Annotated in this window: 17 protein-coding genes; 6 read left to right on the plus strand and 11 right to left on the minus strand. The window is 63.9% G+C overall.

Annotated features, from left to right (window positions below):
- Positions 1–2 precede the first annotated feature (2 nt).
- Positions 3–797, plus strand: a complete 795-nt coding sequence (locus NX780_RS07205) for a 5'-methylthioadenosine/adenosylhomocysteine nucleosidase (protein ID WP_258827186.1) — start codon at positions 3–5, stop codon at positions 795–797.
- Here NX780_RS07205 and ald read toward each other — a convergent pair.
- Together ald and putA are read right to left on the minus strand one after the other, a co-directional pair.
- Positions 767–1882 carry an alanine dehydrogenase gene (gene ald / locus NX780_RS07210; protein ID WP_258827187.1) on the minus strand — a complete coding sequence of 372 codons (1116 nt, stop codon included), beginning with the start codon at positions 1880–1882 and terminating at the stop codon, positions 767–769. The genes NX780_RS07205 and ald overlap by 31 nt on opposite strands.
- Positions 1883–2094: 212 nt before the next feature.
- Positions 2095–5766, minus strand: coding sequence for a trifunctional transcriptional regulator/proline dehydrogenase/L-glutamate gamma-semialdehyde dehydrogenase (gene putA, locus NX780_RS07215; RefSeq protein ID WP_258827188.1), 3672 nt, complete (start codon positions 5764–5766; stop codon positions 2095–2097).
- A 224-nt stretch (positions 5767–5990) separates the two neighbouring features.
- On the opposite strand from putA, the gene NX780_RS07220 reads away from it, so the two are divergent.
- Positions 5991–6446 (plus strand): Lrp/AsnC ligand binding domain-containing protein, encoded by a 456-nt coding sequence (locus tag NX780_RS07220; RefSeq protein WP_258827189.1) that lies wholly within the window; start codon positions 5991–5993, stop codon positions 6444–6446.
- Between the two features lie 40 nt (positions 6447–6486).
- Here NX780_RS07220 and NX780_RS07225 read toward each other — a convergent pair whose 3' ends face one another.
- The 3 genes from NX780_RS07225 to NX780_RS07235 all read right to left on the minus strand — a co-directional run bounded on the left by NX780_RS07225 (position 6487) and on the right by NX780_RS07235 (position 9293).
- Positions 6487–7557, minus strand: a complete 1071-nt coding sequence (locus NX780_RS07225; RefSeq protein ID WP_258827190.1) for a hypothetical protein — start codon at positions 7555–7557, stop codon at positions 6487–6489.
- 140 nt (positions 7558–7697) lie between these two features.
- Positions 7698–8138, minus strand: coding sequence for a hypothetical protein (locus NX780_RS07230; protein ID WP_258827191.1), 441 nt, complete (start codon positions 8136–8138; stop codon positions 7698–7700).
- Positions 8139–8336: 198 nt separating this feature from the next.
- The gene (locus NX780_RS07235) at positions 8337–9293 is read right to left on the minus strand and encodes a LysR family transcriptional regulator (protein ID WP_027864665.1); all 957 of its coding nucleotides are present in this window, start codon (positions 9291–9293) and stop codon (positions 8337–8339) included.
- A 138-nt stretch (positions 9294–9431) separates the two neighbouring features.
- Here NX780_RS07235 and NX780_RS07240 point away from each other — a divergent pair, with 138 nt between their 5' ends.
- Positions 9432–9626 carry a hypothetical protein gene (locus NX780_RS07240; RefSeq protein WP_258827192.1) on the plus strand — a complete coding sequence of 65 codons (195 nt, stop codon included), beginning with the start codon at positions 9432–9434 and terminating at the stop codon, positions 9624–9626.
- 549 nt (positions 9627–10175) lie between these two features.
- Here NX780_RS07240 and NX780_RS07245 read toward each other — a convergent pair.
- The 5 genes from NX780_RS07245 to NX780_RS07265 all read right to left on the minus strand — a co-directional run bounded on the left by NX780_RS07245 (position 10176) and on the right by NX780_RS07265 (position 13319).
- A complete protein-coding gene (locus NX780_RS07245; protein WP_258827193.1) occupies positions 10176–10727 on the minus strand; it encodes a DUF1003 domain-containing protein in 552 nt (183 codons plus the stop codon).
- A 115-nt stretch (positions 10728–10842) separates the two neighbouring features.
- Positions 10843–11103, minus strand: coding sequence for a YfhL family 4Fe-4S dicluster ferredoxin (locus NX780_RS07250; RefSeq protein ID WP_258827194.1), 261 nt, complete (start codon positions 11101–11103; stop codon positions 10843–10845).
- Positions 11104–11125: 22 nt separating this feature from the next.
- Positions 11126–11626 carry a pantetheine-phosphate adenylyltransferase gene (coaD, locus tag NX780_RS07255; RefSeq protein ID WP_258827195.1) on the minus strand — a complete coding sequence of 167 codons (501 nt, stop codon included), beginning with the start codon at positions 11624–11626 and terminating at the stop codon, positions 11126–11128.
- Between the two features lie 120 nt (positions 11627–11746).
- The gene (rsmD, locus tag NX780_RS07260) at positions 11747–12382 is read right to left on the minus strand and encodes a 16S rRNA (guanine(966)-N(2))-methyltransferase RsmD (protein ID WP_258827196.1); all 636 of its coding nucleotides are present in this window, start codon (positions 12380–12382) and stop codon (positions 11747–11749) included.
- Between the two features lie 43 nt (positions 12383–12425).
- Positions 12426–13319, minus strand: a complete 894-nt coding sequence (locus tag NX780_RS07265) for a DUF6279 family lipoprotein (RefSeq protein ID WP_258827197.1) — start codon at positions 13317–13319, stop codon at positions 12426–12428.
- Positions 13320–13344: 25 nt separating this feature from the next.
- Between NX780_RS07265 and glmU the strand changes: the two genes are divergently transcribed.
- Entirely contained in the window at positions 13345–14721 is a 1377-nt protein-coding gene (glmU, locus tag NX780_RS07270; RefSeq protein WP_258827198.1) for a bifunctional UDP-N-acetylglucosamine diphosphorylase/glucosamine-1-phosphate N-acetyltransferase GlmU, read from the plus strand.
- Positions 14722–14843: 122 nt separating this feature from the next.
- Here glmU and NX780_RS07275 read toward each other — a convergent pair whose 3' ends face one another.
- Positions 14844–15314 carry an Lrp/AsnC family transcriptional regulator gene (locus NX780_RS07275; RefSeq protein ID WP_258827199.1) on the minus strand — a complete coding sequence of 157 codons (471 nt, stop codon included), beginning with the start codon at positions 15312–15314 and terminating at the stop codon, positions 14844–14846.
- Positions 15315–15471: 157 nt separating this feature from the next.
- Between NX780_RS07275 and glmS the strand changes: the two genes are divergently transcribed.
- Positions 15472–17301, plus strand: coding sequence for a glutamine--fructose-6-phosphate transaminase (isomerizing) (glmS, locus tag NX780_RS07280; RefSeq protein WP_258827200.1), 1830 nt, complete (start codon positions 15472–15474; stop codon positions 17299–17301).
- Between the two features lie 169 nt (positions 17302–17470).
- The gene (locus tag NX780_RS07285) at positions 17471–17710 is read left to right on the plus strand and encodes a hypothetical protein (protein ID WP_258827201.1); all 240 of its coding nucleotides are present in this window, start codon (positions 17471–17473) and stop codon (positions 17708–17710) included.
- Positions 17711–17815: the final 105 nt, after the last annotated feature.

The raw sequence follows: 17815 nt of genomic DNA on the forward strand, positions 1-17815 counted from the left end.
ACATGCGTTTAGGGATCATCAGCGCCTTGGCGGAAGAACAACAGGGGCTCGTGGAAGCCATGAGAGGCCCCGCCAAGCTCATCCATGGCATGCGCGAGTACTGGGCAGGAACACTGTGGGAAATCGACGCTGTGTGCGTTTTATCGCGAATTGGCAAGGTTGCCGCCGCCATGACTGCCACAACGCTTGTGGAGAAGTTCGGAGTTACCCACATCCTCTTTACCGGCGTGGGCGGCGCCGGGGACAAAACCGTGCGGGTCGGGGACATCGTGGTCGCCGAAGCGCTGGTCCAGCACGATATGGACGCCAGCCCCCTGTTTCCGCGTTTCGAGGTGCCGCTGACCGGCCAGACGCACTTCCAGCCCGACCAGCAGCTGTCCCTGCGCCTTTCGCGCGCCGCCCATGACTTCCTGGAACGCGACTTCCTCGAGACGATCCAGGATGGCGAACGGCAGGCATTCCGGCTCGACCAGCCGCGCGTGCACCGCGGCCTGGTGGCGAGCGGCGACCAGTTCGTCAACGACGGCGCGCATGTGAACAGTCTCAACGACGCCCTTCCCGGCCTCGTGGCGGTCGAAATGGAAGGCGCCGCGGTGGCGCAGGTGTGCTACGAGCTGGGCGTGCCCTGCGCCGTGCTGCGCACGATCTCGGACAATGCGAACGAACACGCGGCCATCGATTTCATGCGTTTCGTGAAATCGGTGGCCGCGCAATACGCTTTCCACATCACCCGGCGCATGTGCCGGGATCTTGCGGACATGCCGCTTCAGCCCAGCAGGGACTCCGCCGGCACGTAGTCGTAGCCGAGATCCCTGGCCACCGCCTGGTAGGTGACCTTGCCCTGGCAGACATTCAGGCCATTGCGCAGGTGGACATCCTCCAGCAGCGCGCGCCGCCAGCCCTTGGTGGCCAGCGCCACGGCATGGCCGATCGTTGCGTTGTTGAGTGCGAAGGTGGAGGTGCGCGCCACGGCGCCCGGCATGTTCGCCACGCAGTAGTGGATCACGCCGTCGACCACGAAAGTCGGGTCGGCGTGGGTGGTCGGGTGCGAGGTTTCGAAGCAGCCGCCCTGGTCGATCGCCACGTCCACCACCACCGCGCCCTTCTTCATGCGCGAAATCATGTCGCGGGTGACCAGCTTCGGCGCCGCGGCGCCCGGCACCAGCACGCCGCCGATCGCCAGGTCGGCATCGAGTACCGCCTCCTCGATCGCATGCGCGTTGGAATACAGCGTGGAGATGCGGTTGCCGTAGACGAGGTCGAGCTGGCGCAGGCGATCGACGTTCTTGTCGAGCACCGTCACCCTCGCGCCCGTGCCGACCGCCATCTGCAGCGCATTGGTCCCGACCACACCCGCGCCGATGATGACCACGTGACCGGCCGCCACGCCCGGCACGCCGCCCAGCAGCAGGCCCATGCCGCCCCTGGATTTTTCGAGATGCGCGGCGCCGGCCTGGATCGCCATGCGGCCGGCCACCTCGCTCATCGGCGCGAGCAGGGGCAGGCCGCCACCTGGGCCGGTGATGGTTTCGTAGGCGATGCAGACGGCCCCCGACTTCACCAGCGCCGCGGTCTGCTCGGGATCGGGCGCCAGGTGCAGGTAGGTGTAGAGGATCTGCCCTTCGCGCAGCATGGCGCATTCCTGGGGCTGCGGTTCCTTGACCTTGACGATCATGTCGGCGCGCCCGAAGACGTCCCTGGCCGAGCCGGCGAGGGTGGCGCCGGCCGCCGTGTACTGATCGTCCGACAGCCCGATCTGCTCCCCGGCGCCCTGCTGCACGACGACCTCGATGCCGCGCGACGTCAGTTCGCGCACCGAGGGCGGGGTCAGCCCGACGCGGTACTCGTGATTCTTGATTTCCTTTGGTACGCCAACCAGCATGTCTACCTCCGTTTTATAAGAATGTGTCTCCTGCTGCTACGGTTTTTGTAGGGTGGTCGGCTTCGCCGACCGCGCGTTCAAATACACGATGAAATGCGTTATATCGTCCATTTTCACGCTGGTTGAACGCGCGGTCGGCAGAGCCGACCACCCTACGAACTGCCACTACATCGCTCAAAACAAAACGGGGAGCTTTCGCTCCCCGTTCATCATTACACGCCCAAGGTCATCAGGCTTGCGTTGCCGCCAGCCGCCGTCGTGTTGACGCAGACGGCCCGTTCGGCCACCAGGCGCCACAGCGCCACCCCTTCATGCGCCGTGGTGTCGACGATACCGACGATGGCGCCGGTGCGCGCGGCCAGCTTGGCGCGCAGGGAACCGCCCAGCCCTGCCTCCAGCAGCGCGATCTGGAACTCGCTCGCATCGATTTCGTCCTGGCCGACGAAGCGCACGCGCTCCTTCACCAGCGCCGGCAGCTCGGCCGGGATCAGGCCGGGTTCCGCCAGTACCAGGGCGCGGTTGCCGGTCGCCAGGGCGGCGGCCAGCTGGTTGAGCAGGCCGGCCGCCGTTTTCGGCGCGCACAGCACGGTGCCGCGCTTGGTAAAGGCCAGGGTGTTGCGCTCGCCGGTCGGACCCGGCAGGGCGATTTCGACATTGGTCAGTGCGGTTCGCCCGTAGCTTTGCGCCAGGGTCGCCAGCTCGCCGTGGCCGTTCGCACGCATCCAGCCGAGCAGCGCGTCCAGGCCCGCGTCGAACGCGCGGCTGTGCTCCATCAGGGGCCCCGTATTGCGCTGCAGGCGCTTGAGGTAGAGCGGACCGCCGGCCTTCGGACCGGTGCCGGACTTGCCCTCGCCGCCGAAAGGCTGCACGCCGACCACTGCGCCGACGATGTTGCGGTTCACGTAGATGTTGCCCACGTGTGCGCGCTCGACGATGAAGTCGATGGTCTCGTCGATGCGCGAGTGCACGCCCAGGGTCAGGCCGTAGCCGGTGGCGTTGATGGTGCCGATCACCTTCGGCAGTTCGGCGCGGCGGTAGCGCACGATGTGCAGCACCGGGCCGAAGACCTCGTGCTTGAGTTCCGCCAGCGAGCCGATTTCCAGCACGGTTGGCGGGACGAAGGTGCCGTTCTTCGTGACAGTGTCCGGCAGCTCGAGCGCATAGTGGCCGCGCGCGGTGGCGCGCATGCGTTCGATGTGGGCCAGCAGGTTGCGCTGGGCTTCGGCATCGATGACGGGGCCGATGTCGGTGGCCAGGCGGTCGGGGGCGCCCACGCGCAGTTCCAGCATCGCGCCCTTGAGCATCTTGATGGTCTTGTCGGCGATGTCTTCCTGCAGGAAGAGCACGCGCAGCGCCGAGCAGCGCTGGCCGGCCGAATCGAAGGCCGAGGACAGCACGTCCTGCACCACCTGCTCCGGCAGCGCCGAGGAATCCACGATCAGGGCGTTCTGGCCGCCGGTCTCGGCCACCAGCGGGATGTCGATGCCTTCCTGTTCGGCGCGCGCCGCCAGGGTACGGTTGATCAGCTGGGCCACTTCGGTCGAGCCGGTGAAGATCACGCCCTTGATGCGCGAGTCCGACGTGAGGGCGGCGCCCACCACTTCGCCGCGGCCCGGCAGCAGCTGCAGCGCGGCGCGTGGGGTACCGGCTTCATGGAAGAGTTCCACGGCGCGGTGCGCGATCAGCGGGGTCTGCTCGGCCGGTTTGGCCAGCACCACGTTGCCGGCCACGAGGGCGGCGGCCACCTGGCCGGTGAAGATCGCGAGCGGGAAGTTCCATGGCGAGATGCAGGTGACCGGGCCGAGTGCGCCGTCCGCTTTGGAATCGCGGATCTGCACGGCGTAATAGCGCAGGAAGTCGACCGCTTCACGCAGTTCTGCGATCGCATTCGGCAGCGACTTGCCGGCTTCGCGTACGGCCAGGGCCATCAGCTCGGTGCCGTTCTGTTCGAACAGGTCGGCGGTGCGCTCCAGGATGGTGGCGCGGGTTTCGACGCTGCTGGCTTCCCATTCGCCGGCAAAAGCGCTGGCTGCCGCCAGGGCGGTCTCCACATCGGTACGGGTCGCTTCGACGACCTGGCCGACGACGTCGCTCGACATGGCCGGGTTGATGACGTCCGCGCGCGCGCTCGCATCGACCGGGCCGGCGATCAGCGGCATGGCCAGGTGCTGGCGCTGTTGGGCGAGGCCGCCGGCGAGGGTAGCCAGGATGTTCTCGTTGACGAGGTCCAGGCCGGCGGAGTTCTTGCGCTCGTCGCCGAACATCTGCAGCGGCAGGGCGATCGCCGGGTGCGGGCGACCAGCCGAGGCGCGCGCCTGCTCGAACGGATCGGCCAGCAGGCTGTCGATCGCCACGTTCTCGTCCACGATCTGGTTCACGAAGGAGGAGTTGGCGCCGTTTTCCAGCAGGCGGCGCACCAGGTAGGCCAGCAGGGTCTCGTGCGAGCCGACCGGCGCGTAGATGCGGCAGGCTTTATCGAGCTTGCGCGGGCCGACGACCTGGTCGTACAGGGTCTCGCCCATGCCGTGCAGGCACTGGAATTCGTAGTTGCTGACGCCGTCCGCCTTGGCCCAGGTGTAGATCACCGACAGCGAATGCGCATTGTGGGTGGCGAACTGCGGATAGAGGATGTCGCTGGCCGCCAGCAGCTTGCGCGCGCAGGTGAGGTAGGAGACGTCGGTGTAGACCTTGCGGGTGTAGACCGGATAGCCCGGCATGCCCTCGACCTGGGCGCGCTTGATCTCGGCGTCCCAGTAGGCGCCCTTCACCAGGCGCACCATGAACTTGCGGCTGCTCCTCTTGGCCAGGTCGACCAGGTAGTCGATCACGAAGGGGCAGCGTTTCTGGTAGGCCTGCACCACCAGGCCGATGCCTTCGAATCCTTCCAGCTCCTTGTCGAACGCCAGCGATTCCAGCATGTCGAGCGAGATCTCGAGGCGGTCGGCTTCCTCGGCGTCGATGTTGATGCCGATGTTGTAGCTCTTGGCCAGCAGGACCAGGCTGCGCACGCGCGGCAGCAGCTCGCCCATCACGCGCTGGTACTGGGCGCGGCTGTAGCGCGGGTGCAGGGCCGACAGCTTGATCGAGATGCCCGGGCCGTCCTTGATGCCGCGGCCGTTCGAGGCCTTGCCGATCGCGTGGATCGCGGTCTCGTAGGAGGCATAGTAGTTCTTCGCATCCTGCTCGGTCAGCGCCGCTTCGCCCAGCATGTCGTAGGAGTAGCGGTAGCCGCGGTTTTCGTTCTCGCGGCTGTTCTTGAGCGCTTCCTCGATGGTCTGGCCGGTGACGAACTGGTTGCCCAGCATGCGCATGGCCATGTCGACGCCCTTGCGGATCAGCGGCTCGCCACCCTTGGCGATCAGGCGGGTGAGGGCCGAACCCAGGTTCTTCTCGCTATTGGTCGACACCAGCTTGCCGGTGATGAGCAGGCCCCAGGTGGCCGCGTTCACGAACAGCGAAGGCGATTCGCCCAGGTGTTTTTTCCAGTCGCCGCGGCTGATCTTGTCGGCGATCAGGCGGTCGGCGGTTTCGCTGTCCGGGATGCGCAGCAGGGCTTCGGCCAGGCACATCAGCGCCACGCCTTCTTCCGAGGACAGCGAGAACTCGTGCATCAGCGCGTCCACGCCCGAGGCCCGGGTACGCTTTTCGCGCACGCTCGAGACCAGGCGGTGGGCCAGCATGTAGGCGTCGCCGTTGGCGCTGGCGCCCTGCGCCAGCAGCCATTGCACTGCTTCGGTTTCGTCGCGGCGGTAGGCGGCGGTGATGGCCGCGCGCAGCGGGGTCTGTTCGCGCTTGATTTCGCTCTTGAGTGCATCGAAGGGAACGAAAGTGGAAACCGGGGTCGAGGTCGAAGCGGTCGAAGCCGGAGCTGCGGCAATCTGCATGGTGTCTCTTCAGAAAAAGGAATTGGATATCACCGAGCGTGCCCCGCGCAGCAAAAAACGCCGCACCGCATTGCGAGCGGCCGGCGTGCTGTGGAACACGTTGGAATGATTCGATTGTAGAAGGAAATCTTCTGGATTAATTCTGTTTTTAAGACAGACTAGCAAAAGATAGTTTTTGGTGCGACAATCTGGCCGAATAATGTTTACATGGCAGGAGACAGACCATGCTCGACAAGATCAGTAAGAAAATTCTCGTGGAACTGCAGAACGACGGGCGAATCAGCAACGTCGAGTTGGCTGCACGCGTCAACCTGTCTCCCGCCGCCTGCCTGGAACGGGTGCGCAAGCTGCACGAGTCCGGCTACATCACGGGCTACACGGCCCAGCTCAATCCCCAGCTGCTCGACGTTTCCCTGCTGGTGTTCATCGAGGTGGTGCTCGATCGTACCACTCCCGAGGTCTTCGATGCATTCAAACAGAGCGTGCAGATGATCCCGGAAGTGCTGGAATGCCACATGGTGGCGGGCGGCTTCGACTACCTGGTCAAGGCGCGCGTCAAGGACATGGCCGCCTACCGTGAATTCCTCGGCAAGACCCTGCTGCAGAAAGGTGTGCGCGAAACGCACACCTATGCGGTCATGGAAGAAGTCAAGAACACCACCAAGCTGCCGATCCGCTAGCCCTGCCGGCGCGCTCCGAAGCCCGCATCCACGCTCGCGCCTACCGTGGCTTGCGCTGCATGGCGCGTTCGCGCGTCGCCCAGCTCTCGCCTCCTTTCCAACCGTATGACGTCGGCTTCGTGCGCGCGCCGGCCACTTCCTTCGCCAGGGAAGCCGGGCGGCTGATGTCGAAGACGTCGACCTGCCGGTGCATGACGGTGGTGCGGCGGGTCGAGTCGGTCACGCTGACCGTGACGCCGTAGCCGCCCTGGGACGGAAAGACAAACTCGCCGCGCACTTCTCCCCTGCCTCTGGATTCGCTCACCACCGCCGGCTGCGGTCCCCTGCCGTCGTGCCAGTCGATCGTCGCGGTATGGGTGTCCCCCGGGTTGCGGTCGCGGAAGGACAGGGTCAGCTGGACCGGCTCCTTGGGGCGCAGTGAGGAAAGCTGGATCGGCCCCAGCACCGGCGCATCGGTGCCGCCACCACCGCGCCGCAACAAGACTACGCCGGCATTCGAGTCGGCCACGATGTCGCCGCTGGGGGAAATGGCGCGCGCCTCGGTGAGTATGAGCCCTGCCGGTGGATTGAACAGGCGGGTGTTCAGGTCGGTGGCGGCGCCCCCTGGCGACCAGCGGTAGGCCAGGCTCTCCAAGGTATTCGATGGCCGCACGAAACCCACGGCCACGCCGCTGTCGTTCACGCCCAGCGCCTCGGAAGCGTGGGCCGGCGCAGGATGCAGGTTGACCAGTCCGCGTGCACGCGAATACAGAAAGGCATGGGTGACGAGGTCCGCGACCAGCCTGCGGCCGACCACTTCACCCGATTCGCTGAGCGCTGTCGGGACCGTGTTGCTGCCGAGGCGCACGACGCCCTTGACGGGGCTCCACAGGTAGGCACGGAAGTTCGGTCCCTCTGTGTCGAGCATCCCTGTGATGTCGCCACGCTTGTTGATGAAATTGGCGCTCGCGCTCGACGGACCAAGCGCCAGCGGAGCGGGACGGCCGTTCGCATCCCACACCAGCACCCGCGCGGTGCCGCTGGCATCGTAACCGAAGCCGACGCTGGTATTGCGCTCGTTGATGTCGTCCGCGTAGGTTTCGCCGAAGCCGGCGAGGCCCGGCAGCGGCAACAGCCGGTTGTCCGCCGTCCAGCGCGCCGCCCGGAAGGTACTGTTCGCTGGTCCGGTGGCCGAGCTGCCGACGATCTCTCCACGGTTGTTGATCTCGCTGAGGAAGGTTTCCTCTTCAGGATTGAAGGCGCGTAAGGGAATCAGGCCGCGCCCGGGTGTCGGCGGAAGGGCTGGAAGGCGCTTGGAACGGGATCGCCGGGATAGGCAAGACGCACATTGAGGGCGATTTCCCCTTTGTCGTTCAGGCCGCCGAGGCGCGATGTGTCGTGGTTGGGCGGAAGGATGTCGACCAGGCGCTCGCCGTTGAAAAAGCCCACGTGCAGGCTGTCGTTCCCGAGCGGGACGTAATCGAAGGCGACCTGCCCGCGCGCGTTGATGATGGCGTTGAAGGACAGGGGCGAAATCAGGTTGACGATGCCGTAGACGTCGCCACCATGGGCGCCTGCCTTGCCCGCTTCGCTTGCCGCCGGCGTGGCGTAGGCGACATCGGTGCCGGCCGCCTGGACGCTGCTCCATACGGTTGCGGCCAGGGCCAGCGCAGCGGTCGCGACGGAAACCAGCCTTGTGGATAAAGTTCGCATGCTTGCCTCCATGTGCTGCCCCATGCCGGATGCATGGCGCCTCACCAATGTAGAGGTGACGGATGCGATGAAGATGAGCTCTCGCAAACGGCGCGCCGATCAGGCGCAAGTTGCCGGTGCGAATTTCATGGTGGATATAAACGTCTTGGAACTGTGCCTAAAATCACTGCGGGGCGGCAAAAACCGCCCCGCAGGCAATCAGACCACCTTGCGTGCGCCCGTCTTCGGCGCCGCGCTTTCCGCCATGCTTTCGAGGTTCTTGCGCAGCCAGCGGTGCGCCGGGCTGCGGCCGTCGCGCTCGTGCCAGAGCATGTCCAGGTGAACGGCCGGCAGCTGGAAAGGCAGTTCGCGCCAGACCAGCGCATCGGTCATGCCGGTCGAGACCATCAGGTGCTTCGGCAGCACCGTGATCAGGTCTGAATTCGCCACCACCCGCCCCGCGGTGAAGAACTGGTTCACGGTCAGGAGGATGCGGCGTTCGCGGCCGATCTGGGCCAGGGCCTCGTCGACCAGGCCGTGGGCGCGCCCCGAGAAGCTCACCAGGAGATGGTTGGCCTTGCAGTAGGTGTCGAGGTCGAGCTTTTCCTTGGCCAGCGGGTGGTCCTTGCGCATCACGCAGACGTAGACGCCGGAATACAGGCGCTCGTGGCGGATCGGCGAGCCGGTTTCGTACGAGAGCTGGGCCGCCACGCCCGGGAAGAAGCCGACCGCCAGGTCGATGTCGCCACGCAGCAGCATGGGGCGCGGCTCGCGCGTGGTCAGGGGCACCATGCGGATGTTCACACCCGGGGCCTCGCGCTCGATGGAACGCATCAGGGAGGGCAGCCAGAGGGCGGCGGTGGCGTCGGCCATCGCCATCCGGAAGGTCGCCTGGGCCTTGGAGACGTCGAAGGTTTCCGGCATCACCGCCGCTTCCAGCGCGGCCAGGGCCTGGCGCACGGCCGGCCACAGCGCTTCCGCGCGCGGGGTCGGCTTGACGCCGTAGGCGGTGCGGATCAGGAGTTCGTCCCCGAGGCTCTCGCGCAGGCGCTTGATGGCGTTCGAGACCGCCGGCTGGGTCATCGCCAGGTGGCCGGCGGCGCGGGTGAGGTTTTGCTCGGTCATGACTGCGTCGAACACGCGCAGCAGGTTCAGGTCAAGCGTCAGGAAGCTCATGGGCAGGTGGTAGCAATACGGACGTTGCCATGAGTGTACCTTAACTATTCATGAAATGGATAATCGTCATCAGTGAACAAAATTAGATTTATATGTTGCGTCGCACTATAGTCGTGCCATCTCAACACCGAACACATCATGAACGCGCTTGCCCTCCTCCAGACCACCGTAGCCGCCGTCCCGGTCGGCGATGTCCTGCGTACCGCGACGGGACTGGCGCTGGCAGGTGGCGTGGCCATGTTCTTCCGTCCCCTGCTCGTCGGTATTGGCCGCGCCGCAGTGTTGACCATCCGCCCGCGCCCGCCCAAGGTGCAGCTGGGCGAACGTTTCTGATCCAGGACAACGTCCTGACACCCGTCTTCCTCCATTGACGCGGCCTCCGATCCGGACGCCGCGTTTTTTTTCGCCCGTTTTTCCGGTCGTCTCCGTCTCGAGGTGGCGATCGCCGGACCCGCTCCCTTTTTTACCCCTCGTTCAGCCCCCATTGACCCGCTAGCGCATCGTCGCTCGTGACTCTTCGTCACCCGGCTTTTCTCGCTCTTCCGATTTAACAAATATCACAATAAGTCACCTTTCGAAATGTCGGCCCATTTTGTATCGAGAGGAGAAGAAAGCACGATGCGTGAAAATACTCCGAATTTAGAGCGAGGAAGAGCGAAATTTGGTGGGCTGTGGCTGGTGCGGGAGCAGGCTGCTTCCCAGGGTTGTTTTTCGCATGGATTAGTGAAAATGCCAGCACAAAGCGTGCTTATTGCTGAGTAATGCATGCGGTTATACAAAGTTCACATTGTAGCGACCAGTTAATGAAATTATTGGTCGATTAGGCGAGCGTAAGGAAGCGGGCCCGGAAAATTGCCATGTACGCAGCAGCTCGTCAGGAAATCATTTCTTCTCGCAGTTGAGCCGCTCGGACGACTCCTCGATGATGGACAGGACGGCCTCGGTATCGGTGGGCCTGGCCAGTTCCTCGGCCTCGGGGTCGACCCGGTCGGCGACCTGGGGCAGGTCGCGCCGCAGTTCCTCGAGCATCTGGATGATCTTGCTGGTCTTTTCGTCCGCCAGCAGGTTCACTTGCAGGTCGAGGTGGGCGTGCTGGCTGGCGAGGGTGGACATGCGGTTCTGGCGAATCAGCACGGTGGTCGAGATGACGAAGGCGTTCAGGGCGATGAGGCCCTGCAGCCAGAAGAAGGGCGGCTCGTCCCACTGGTCGAAGCCGAGTTCGGGGGCGGCCAGGTTCCAGGCGATCCATAGCACGACGAAGACCAGGTTGCCGGCGACATAGCCGGGACTGCCGAGGAAGACGCTGATCCGCTCGACAAAGCGCTGCGCAGGCGTGAGTTCCTCCTCGTGCCGGGCATAGAATTCGGACAAGGTACCGACATGTTCATGCACGGAAGAAGGAATCACCTCTTCCTGATCGTCTTTCGCATCCATGACGGCAGCATAGCCGCAGCACCGGGCGGCCAAGGTGCGGGCACGCACGCAGCCTGGCGCAGCCCTGGATGGAAGAAAGAGATAAAAAAAGCCGGCTGGACAGCCGGCTCGGGGATCAGGTACCCGCCTTGGCGGCGGTGAGGCGTTCGTACTTGGCCTGCAGTTCTTCGCGCGATTCGCGCCAGGCCGGGTTCAGGGGAATGCAGGCGACCGGGCACAGCACCGCGCAGGTCGGCTCTTCGAAGTGGCCGACGCATTCGGTGCACTTGTGCGGGTCGATTTCGTAGATCTCAAGGCCCATCGAGATCGCGTCGTTCGGGCATTCGGGTTCGCAGACGTCGCAGTTGATGCAATCGTCGGTAATCATCAGAGCCATGCTGGTCTCGCTTCTACTGCTTTCAAGCCGCCGGGGCCGCCTTCATCGCTGCGATCTTCTTCTGCAGCCAGCGGTCCACCGAGGGGAAAACGAATTTCGACACGTCGCCGCCCAGCATCGCGATCTCGCGCACGATGGTGCCCGAGATGAACTGGTACTGGTCGGACGGGGTCAGGAACAGGGTCTCGACATCGGGCAAGAGGTAGCGGTTCATGCCCGCCATCTGGAACTCGTACTCGAAGTCGGACACGGCGCGCAGGCCGCGCACGATCACGCGCGCATCGTGCTGGCGCACGAAATCCTTCAGCAGGCCCGAGAAGCTCTCGACCTGCACGTTCGGATAATGGCCCAGCACTTCGTTGGCGATTTCCAGGCGCTCGTCGAGCGAGAAGAACGGTTTCTTGTTCTTGCTGTCGGCCACGCCCACCACCAGGCGGTCGAACAGGCCCGATGCACGGCGCACTAAGTCCTCGTGCCCCCGCGTGAGCGGATCGAAAGTACCTGGATAAACGGCTACAACCATTGCGGCTCCCTTGGAGATCACCCTGTCAGAACGCGCATTATGCCTGAAAATCCGGCAGCCGCCCCAGCCTGGGGCGCTCGATGCCCAATCCTTGTGCAGGACAGGCGTTATATGTCTCGCTTATGCCGCGCTCGCCTGCGGTTTGAGCAGGTAATAGTAGACCATGCCCGCTTTGTCCTCGCGAATTGCTTCCCAGCCGCCCAGCCAGTCGGGTACTTCTCCCTCGAGGGGCAGGGCCTCACCCGTCTCCGCATACACCATGCCGTCTTCCTTCAGCAGCGCCCGGCACAGCGGCAGGATCTGGGTGAGCAGGCCGAGCTGGTAGGGCGGATCGAGGAAGATCACGTCGAAACGCTGGCCACGGGCGGCCAGGTCGCGCACCAGGGTCAGGGCGTCGGCGCGCAGCACGGAGACATTGCCGGCTTTCAGTTTGTCGCGGTTGGCTTCCAGCTGGCGTGCCGCCGGGCCGTGGTTATCCACCATGGTGACGGAAGCCGCGCCGCGGCTGGCAGCTTCGAAGCCGAGGGCGCCGGAGCCGGCGAACAGGTCGAGGAAGGCGGCGTTGTCCCAGTCGCTGCCGAGCTGGTGGTTGATCCAGTTGAAGACGGTCTCGCGCACCCGGTCCGGGGTCGGGCGCAAGCCTTCGGCGTCGAGGACCGGCAACAGGGCGCGTTTCCACATGCCGCCGATGATGCGGACCTGGCGCGGGGCCAGGCGCGGAGCCCCGTGGGGCTTGGGGGAAGACTTCTTTTGCATGGGCGGCACTATAGCATGGGCATCCTGCCGCCCTTTCGCCGCGCTACTTGCCGGCCGCAAGTGCCTGGAAATCGTTGATCCAGCCTTGCATGCGCTCCTGGGCATGCTTTTTCTGGGCCGGGGTGGCCATGCGGATCGCGGCCAGGATGAACTTCGTGGTCTGGTCGAGGCTCGTATCGTAGAAGGCCTTGCGCTCGGGCGACTCCATGCGTCCGAACAGTTCGCGCTGCATCGCCGTGATCTGGGCCGCCGCCTGCTCGCGGTTCGGCTTCTCCTGCTGGAACTTGCGCAGCAGGGCCAGGATGCGGCGCTGGCGCCAGATGCGCTCTTCCAGCCAGACCTCGTTGTCGAGCGGACGCGCGTTCATGGTGCGGCGCAGGGCGTCTTCCTGTTCATTGCTGAAACGGCCGAACCACAGCTCGAGCTGGTCCATGGCCTTCTTGAAGCGGGCACGCTGGCGCTTCTCCACACTGCCCTCAATAAATTTCTCGCGATATTCGGTGTTTTTCGTGTTGAACTTGCGCTCGATATCGGCGATCTGGTCTGGTTTGATGGACAGTGCCAGGGTGGTCAGTTCCGGCACGGCGCGGGTCGCCAGGCGCTCGCCGCGGACACGGATTTCTCTGTAAATATTGATCAGGTCAGCCTGGGTGGGATTGCCGGCCAGTTCGCGCTGCATGGTGCCGAGCAGGGCCGCGTAATCGCGCAACTGGGTCTGGCGGTGCCACTGGAACAGTTTGTCGATGTCGCGCTTGGCGATGTCGGCCTGCTGGCCTTCCAGATCGGCGTAGGAATCCAACCACCAATACAGTAAGGTATCGCCCTGGTTGTACGTAAAACGCACCGAGCTGCAAGCGGCAAGAAGGGCGAATAGCGCGACCAGGCAGAGCGCAATAGTGCGCTGGAACAAGGTGTCTGGCGTGTTAAACTTTTTCATATTATCAACTTTTTGAGAACCGCATATGAACGTTGTGATCCTCGCCGCCGGCATGGGAAAGCGCATGCAGTCCGCCCTGCCGAAAGTCCTGCATCCACTGGCGGGGAAGCCGCTGTTGCAGCATGTTATCGATACCGCACGCAGCTTATCTTTAAGTAAATTATGCGTGATTTATGGTCACGGGGGCGCAGCGGTGCCTGAGATGCTCGGCAAGCTGGCCGAAGCCTCCGGCACGTCGATCGACACCGCCCTGCAGCAGCCTCAGCTGGGTACCGGCCATGCCGTCATGCAGGCGGTGCCGCAGCTCGACGAGAGCGTGCCGACCCTGGTGCTGTATGGCGACGTGCCCCTGACCACCGCCGCTTCGCTCGGCCGCCTGGTCGAGGCCGCGGGCACCGATAAGCTGGCCATCCTGACGGTCGAGCAGGCCAATCCCTTCGGCCTGGGCCGCATCGTGCGCGAGGACGGCAAGATCGTGCGCATCGTGGAAGAAAAGGATGCGAACGAGGCCGAGCGCGCGATCCGCGAGATCAACAGCGGCATCATGTGCATCCCGACCGCGCACCTCAAGAAATGGCTGGCCGCCCTGTCGAACAACAATGCCCAGGGTGAGTACTACCTCACCGACATCGTGGCCCAGGCGGTGGCGGACGGCGTGCCGGTGGTGTCGGCCCAGCCCTCGGCGGAATGGGAAGTGGCGGGCGTGAACAGCAAGGTGCAGCTGGCCGAGCTCGAGCGCCGCCATCAATTGAACATCGCCAATGCCCTGCTGGAAAAAGGCGTGACCCTGATGGATCCGGCCCGCATCGACGTGCGTGGCGAGCTCATCTGCGGACGCGACGTGACGATCGACGTCGGCTGCGTGTTCGAAGGCCGGGTCGAACTGGCGGACGGCGTGAGCGTGGGGCCGAACTGCGTGCTGGTGAATGCGAAAATCGGTGCAGGCGCCCAGATCAAGCCCTTCTGCCACATCGAAGAGGCCGTGGTGGGCGACAAGTCGCAGATCGGTCCCTACGCACGCCTGCGTCCTGGCACCGAGCTGGGCGAGGACGTCCATGTGGGTAACTTCGTCGAGATCAAGAACAGCCAGGTCGCCGCGCACAGCAAGGCCAACCACCTCGCCTATGTCGGTGACGCCACGGTCGGCTCGCGCGTGAACATCGGCGCCGGCGTCATCACCTGCAATTACGACGGCGCGAACAAATTCCGTACCGTGATCGAGGACGAAGCCTTCATCGGCAGCGACAGCCAGCTGGTGGCGCCGGTTACCGTGGGCAAGGGCGCCACCCTGGGAGCGGGCACGACGCTGACCAAGAACGCGCCGGCGGGCAAGCTGACCATCTCCCGTCCCAAGCAATTGACCATCGAAGGCTGGAGCCGTCCAGTGAAGGTGAAGAAGTAATCCACTGGAAATCGACAGCTTGGTAACAGCTTAAGAACAGGAAAAACACAGGGTAATCACATGCTTATCCTGTGCTTTTACCAAAGGTATTCCACAAAGTTATCCACAAGTTCGACGGGCGTTTACAGAGCGATGCGCGTATCGAACTTGCTGCGGTGGGTCGAAAAATAGGCTTTCACATTGCGCACGTTCGCGTGCGAGGTGAACAGGCGGTGGGCGAGCTCGTGGTAGGCCGGCATGTCCGCCACCTGCACGACCAGCACGAAATCCGGGCCCGGCGCCACGCGATAGCACTGGAGCACGGCGCCCTCGCCGGCCACCAGGGCCTCGAATTCGCCCATGCGCTCGGCCGCCTGCACGTCCAGGGTGATCTCGACGATGGCCGTCAGGCGCGCATCGATTTTCTCCGGCGCGACGATCGCCACCTGGCGCTCGATGACGCCGCTGTCCGTCAGTTGTTTCACCCTGCGCAAACAAGTGGGTGGAGACACGTGGACGAGTTCGGCCAATTCGGCATTCGTATGCGATGCATCAGTTTGCAGCGCGTTCAGGATGCGACGATCCAGATCGTCGATGGGATATCGTTCTGACATGATGAAATAAATGAGAAATTCTTAGTTAGTTTTGAAATTATATTTCATCATGGTTTCATTATGAAATATTCTTTCAAATAATAGTGGAAACTGAAAGCTTATTTCATTCTAGTTGCTCTACGATAGTTTGCATTGCTAACCATTAAAGAGGTCAACCATGTGCGGTATCGTCGGTGCAGTCGCCAAGCGCGTCATCACGCCAGTCCTGATCGAGGGCCTGAAACGTCTCGAATACCGGGGCTATGACTCCTGCGGCGTGGCCGTGCACCTGGACGGCAAGCTGACCCGTTCGCGCAGTACCTCGCGCGTGGCCGACCTCGAATCGCAGGTGCGCGAAGCCCGCCTGGACGGCTTCACCGGCATCGCCCACACCCGCTGGGCCACCCACGGCGCCCCGGCCTCGCACAATGCCCACCCGCACTTCTCGCCGAACGAAGAGAATGCGCGCATCGCACTTGTCCACAACGGCATCATCGAAAACCACGACGAGCTGCGCAGCGAGCTGAAAGGCCTCGGCTACGAATTCACCAGCCAGACCGACACCGAAGTCATCGCCCACCTGGTCGACCACATGTACAACGGCGACCTGTTCGACACCGTCCAGCAGGCCGTCAAGCGCCTGCACGGCGCCTATGCCATCGCCGTGTTCTCGCGCGAGGAACCGCACCGCGTCGTGGCCGCGCGCCAGGGCTCGCCGCTGATCGTCGGCGTGGGCGAGAACGAGAACTTCGTCGCCTCGGACGCCATGGCCCTGGCCGGCACCACCAACCAGATCATCTACCTGGAAGAAGGCGACGTCGTCGACCTGCAACTGGCGCGCTACTGGATCGTCGACAGCGAAGGCCGTCCGGTCGAGCGCGAAGTCAAGACAGTGCACGCCCACACCGGCGCGGCCGAGCTCGGCCCTTACCGCCACTACATGCAGAAGGAAATCTTCGAGCAGCCGCGCGTGATCGGCGACACCCTCGAAGGCGTGACCGGCATCATGCCGGAACTGTTCGGCGACGGCGCCTATGGCGTGTTCAAGGAAATCGACCGCGTCCTGATTCTGGCCTGCGGCACCAGCTACTATGCCGGCCTGACCGCGAAGTACTGGATCGAATGCATCGCCAAGGTGCCGGTCAACGTCGAGATCGCCAGCGAATACCGCTACCGCGACAGCGTGCCGCACCCGCAGACCCTGGTCGTGACGATCTCGCAGTCCGGCGAAACCGCCGACACCCTGGCCGCCCTGAAGCACGCGCGCAGCCTGGGCATGCCGCATACGCTGACCATCTGTAACGTCTCCACCAGCGCCATGGTGCGCGAGTGCAAGCTCGCCTACATCACCCGCGCCGGCGTGGAAGTGGGCGTGGCCTCGACCAAGGCCTTCACGACCCAGCTGGCCGCGCTCTTCCTCCTGACCCTGACCCTGGCGCAAGTGAACGGCCGCCTCACCGACGAGGAAGAAGCCGAGCACCTCAAGATGATGCGCCACCTGCCGGTCGCATTGAGCTCGGTGCTGGCGCTGGAGCCGCAGATCATCGCCTGGGCGGAAGAGTTCGCACGCAAGGAAAACGCCCTCTTCCTGGGCCGCGGCATGCACTACCCGATCGCCCTGGAAGGCGCGCTGAAGCTCAAGGAGATCTCCTACATCCACGCCGAAGCCTATCCGGCGGGCGAACTGAAGCACGGTCCGCTGGCCCTGGTGACCGAAGAGATGCCGGTGGTGACGATCGCCCCGAACGACGCGCTGCTGGAAAAACTGAAGTCGAACATGCAGGAAGTGCGCGCCCGCGGCGGCCAGCTGTATGTGTTCGCCGACGTCGACTCGCGCATCACCTCGGGCGATGGCCTGCACGTGATCCGCCTGCCGGAACACTATGGCGACCTGTCGCCGATCCTGCACGTGGCCGCGCTGCAGCTGCTGGCCTACCACACCGCGCTGGCCCGCGGCACCGATGTGGACAAGCCGCGCAACCTGGCGAAGTCGGTGACGGTGGAATAAGACCTTCCTGTCCGGCGAACGCGCTTCGTTCGCCGGACGCATCGGCTTTCCCGCCACTTGTTGCTCATCACCGGTCCCTGGCGGCCAAACCTGCTGCTCAGCAATTCTCTAGCAGCTCATCAATTTCCCCCAGCCTAGCGTACGTCAACCCTCCCCCTCGTAGAAGGGTTTGAAAAGGCTGATCCAAGGCAAATATCGCGCAACTCGTCTGATTACATCAGGCAACCAAAATCAAGCAAAAGCCTGCATCACGGCCTTATCTTTGCTCATCGTACTGCCGCGTTCAATTGGGAATTCGGTTGACTTCCCCCTCGAACAAACTTATCTTAATTTCATCGATGAGCAGGCCAAAAGCTTGCCTGTCTTGCATTTTCTCGCGTGGGTAGCGACAGAATCCTCTCTGGTGTGACGTCCAGGCGTCCCACCCGTCCTCCCATGTCGACCGACAAACGAGCCACCGCCCCTGCGTGAGCGGACCTGTCACTGACGCTCGCCGCGTCGTGCCCCTGGCTGT

It is taken from the genome of Massilia agri (assembly GCF_024753255.1).
GTDB lineage: Bacteria > Pseudomonadota > Gammaproteobacteria > Burkholderiales > Burkholderiaceae_D > Telluria > Telluria agri.

Bases quoted from the DNA above. Each gene is read 5' to 3' on its own strand.
- NX780_RS07205 (WP_258827186.1), top strand. From the start codon at position 3: ATGCGTTTAGGGATCATCAGCGCCTTGGCGGAAGAACAACAGGGGCTC.
- ald (WP_258827187.1), bottom strand. From the start codon at position 1,882: ATGCTGGTTGGCGTACCAAAGGAAATCAAGAATCACGAGTACCGCGTC.
- putA (WP_258827188.1), bottom strand. From the start codon at position 5,766: ATGCAGATTGCCGCAGCTCCGGCTTCGACCGCTTCGACCTCGACCCCG.
- NX780_RS07220 (WP_258827189.1), top strand. From the start codon at position 5,991: ATGCTCGACAAGATCAGTAAGAAAATTCTCGTGGAACTGCAGAACGAC.
- NX780_RS07230 (WP_258827191.1), bottom strand. From the start codon at position 8,138: ATGCGAACTTTATCCACAAGGCTGGTTTCCGTCGCGACCGCTGCGCTG.
- NX780_RS07235 (WP_027864665.1), bottom strand. From the start codon at position 9,293: ATGAGCTTCCTGACGCTTGACCTGAACCTGCTGCGCGTGTTCGACGCA.
- NX780_RS07240 (WP_258827192.1), top strand. From the start codon at position 9,432: ATGAACGCGCTTGCCCTCCTCCAGACCACCGTAGCCGCCGTCCCGGTC.
- NX780_RS07245 (WP_258827193.1), bottom strand. From the start codon at position 10,727: ATGGATGCGAAAGACGATCAGGAAGAGGTGATTCCTTCTTCCGTGCAT.
- NX780_RS07250 (WP_258827194.1), bottom strand. From the start codon at position 11,103: ATGGCTCTGATGATTACCGACGATTGCATCAACTGCGACGTCTGCGAA.
- coaD (WP_258827195.1), bottom strand. From the start codon at position 11,626: ATGGTTGTAGCCGTTTATCCAGGTACTTTCGATCCGCTCACGCGGGGG.
- rsmD (WP_258827196.1), bottom strand. From the start codon at position 12,382: ATGCAAAAGAAGTCTTCCCCCAAGCCCCACGGGGCTCCGCGCCTGGCC.
- NX780_RS07265 (WP_258827197.1), bottom strand. From the start codon at position 13,319: ATGAAAAAGTTTAACACGCCAGACACCTTGTTCCAGCGCACTATTGCG.
- glmU (WP_258827198.1), top strand. From the start codon at position 13,345: ATGAACGTTGTGATCCTCGCCGCCGGCATGGGAAAGCGCATGCAGTCC.
- NX780_RS07275 (WP_258827199.1), bottom strand. From the start codon at position 15,314: ATGTCAGAACGATATCCCATCGACGATCTGGATCGTCGCATCCTGAAC.
- glmS (WP_258827200.1), top strand. From the start codon at position 15,472: ATGTGCGGTATCGTCGGTGCAGTCGCCAAGCGCGTCATCACGCCAGTC.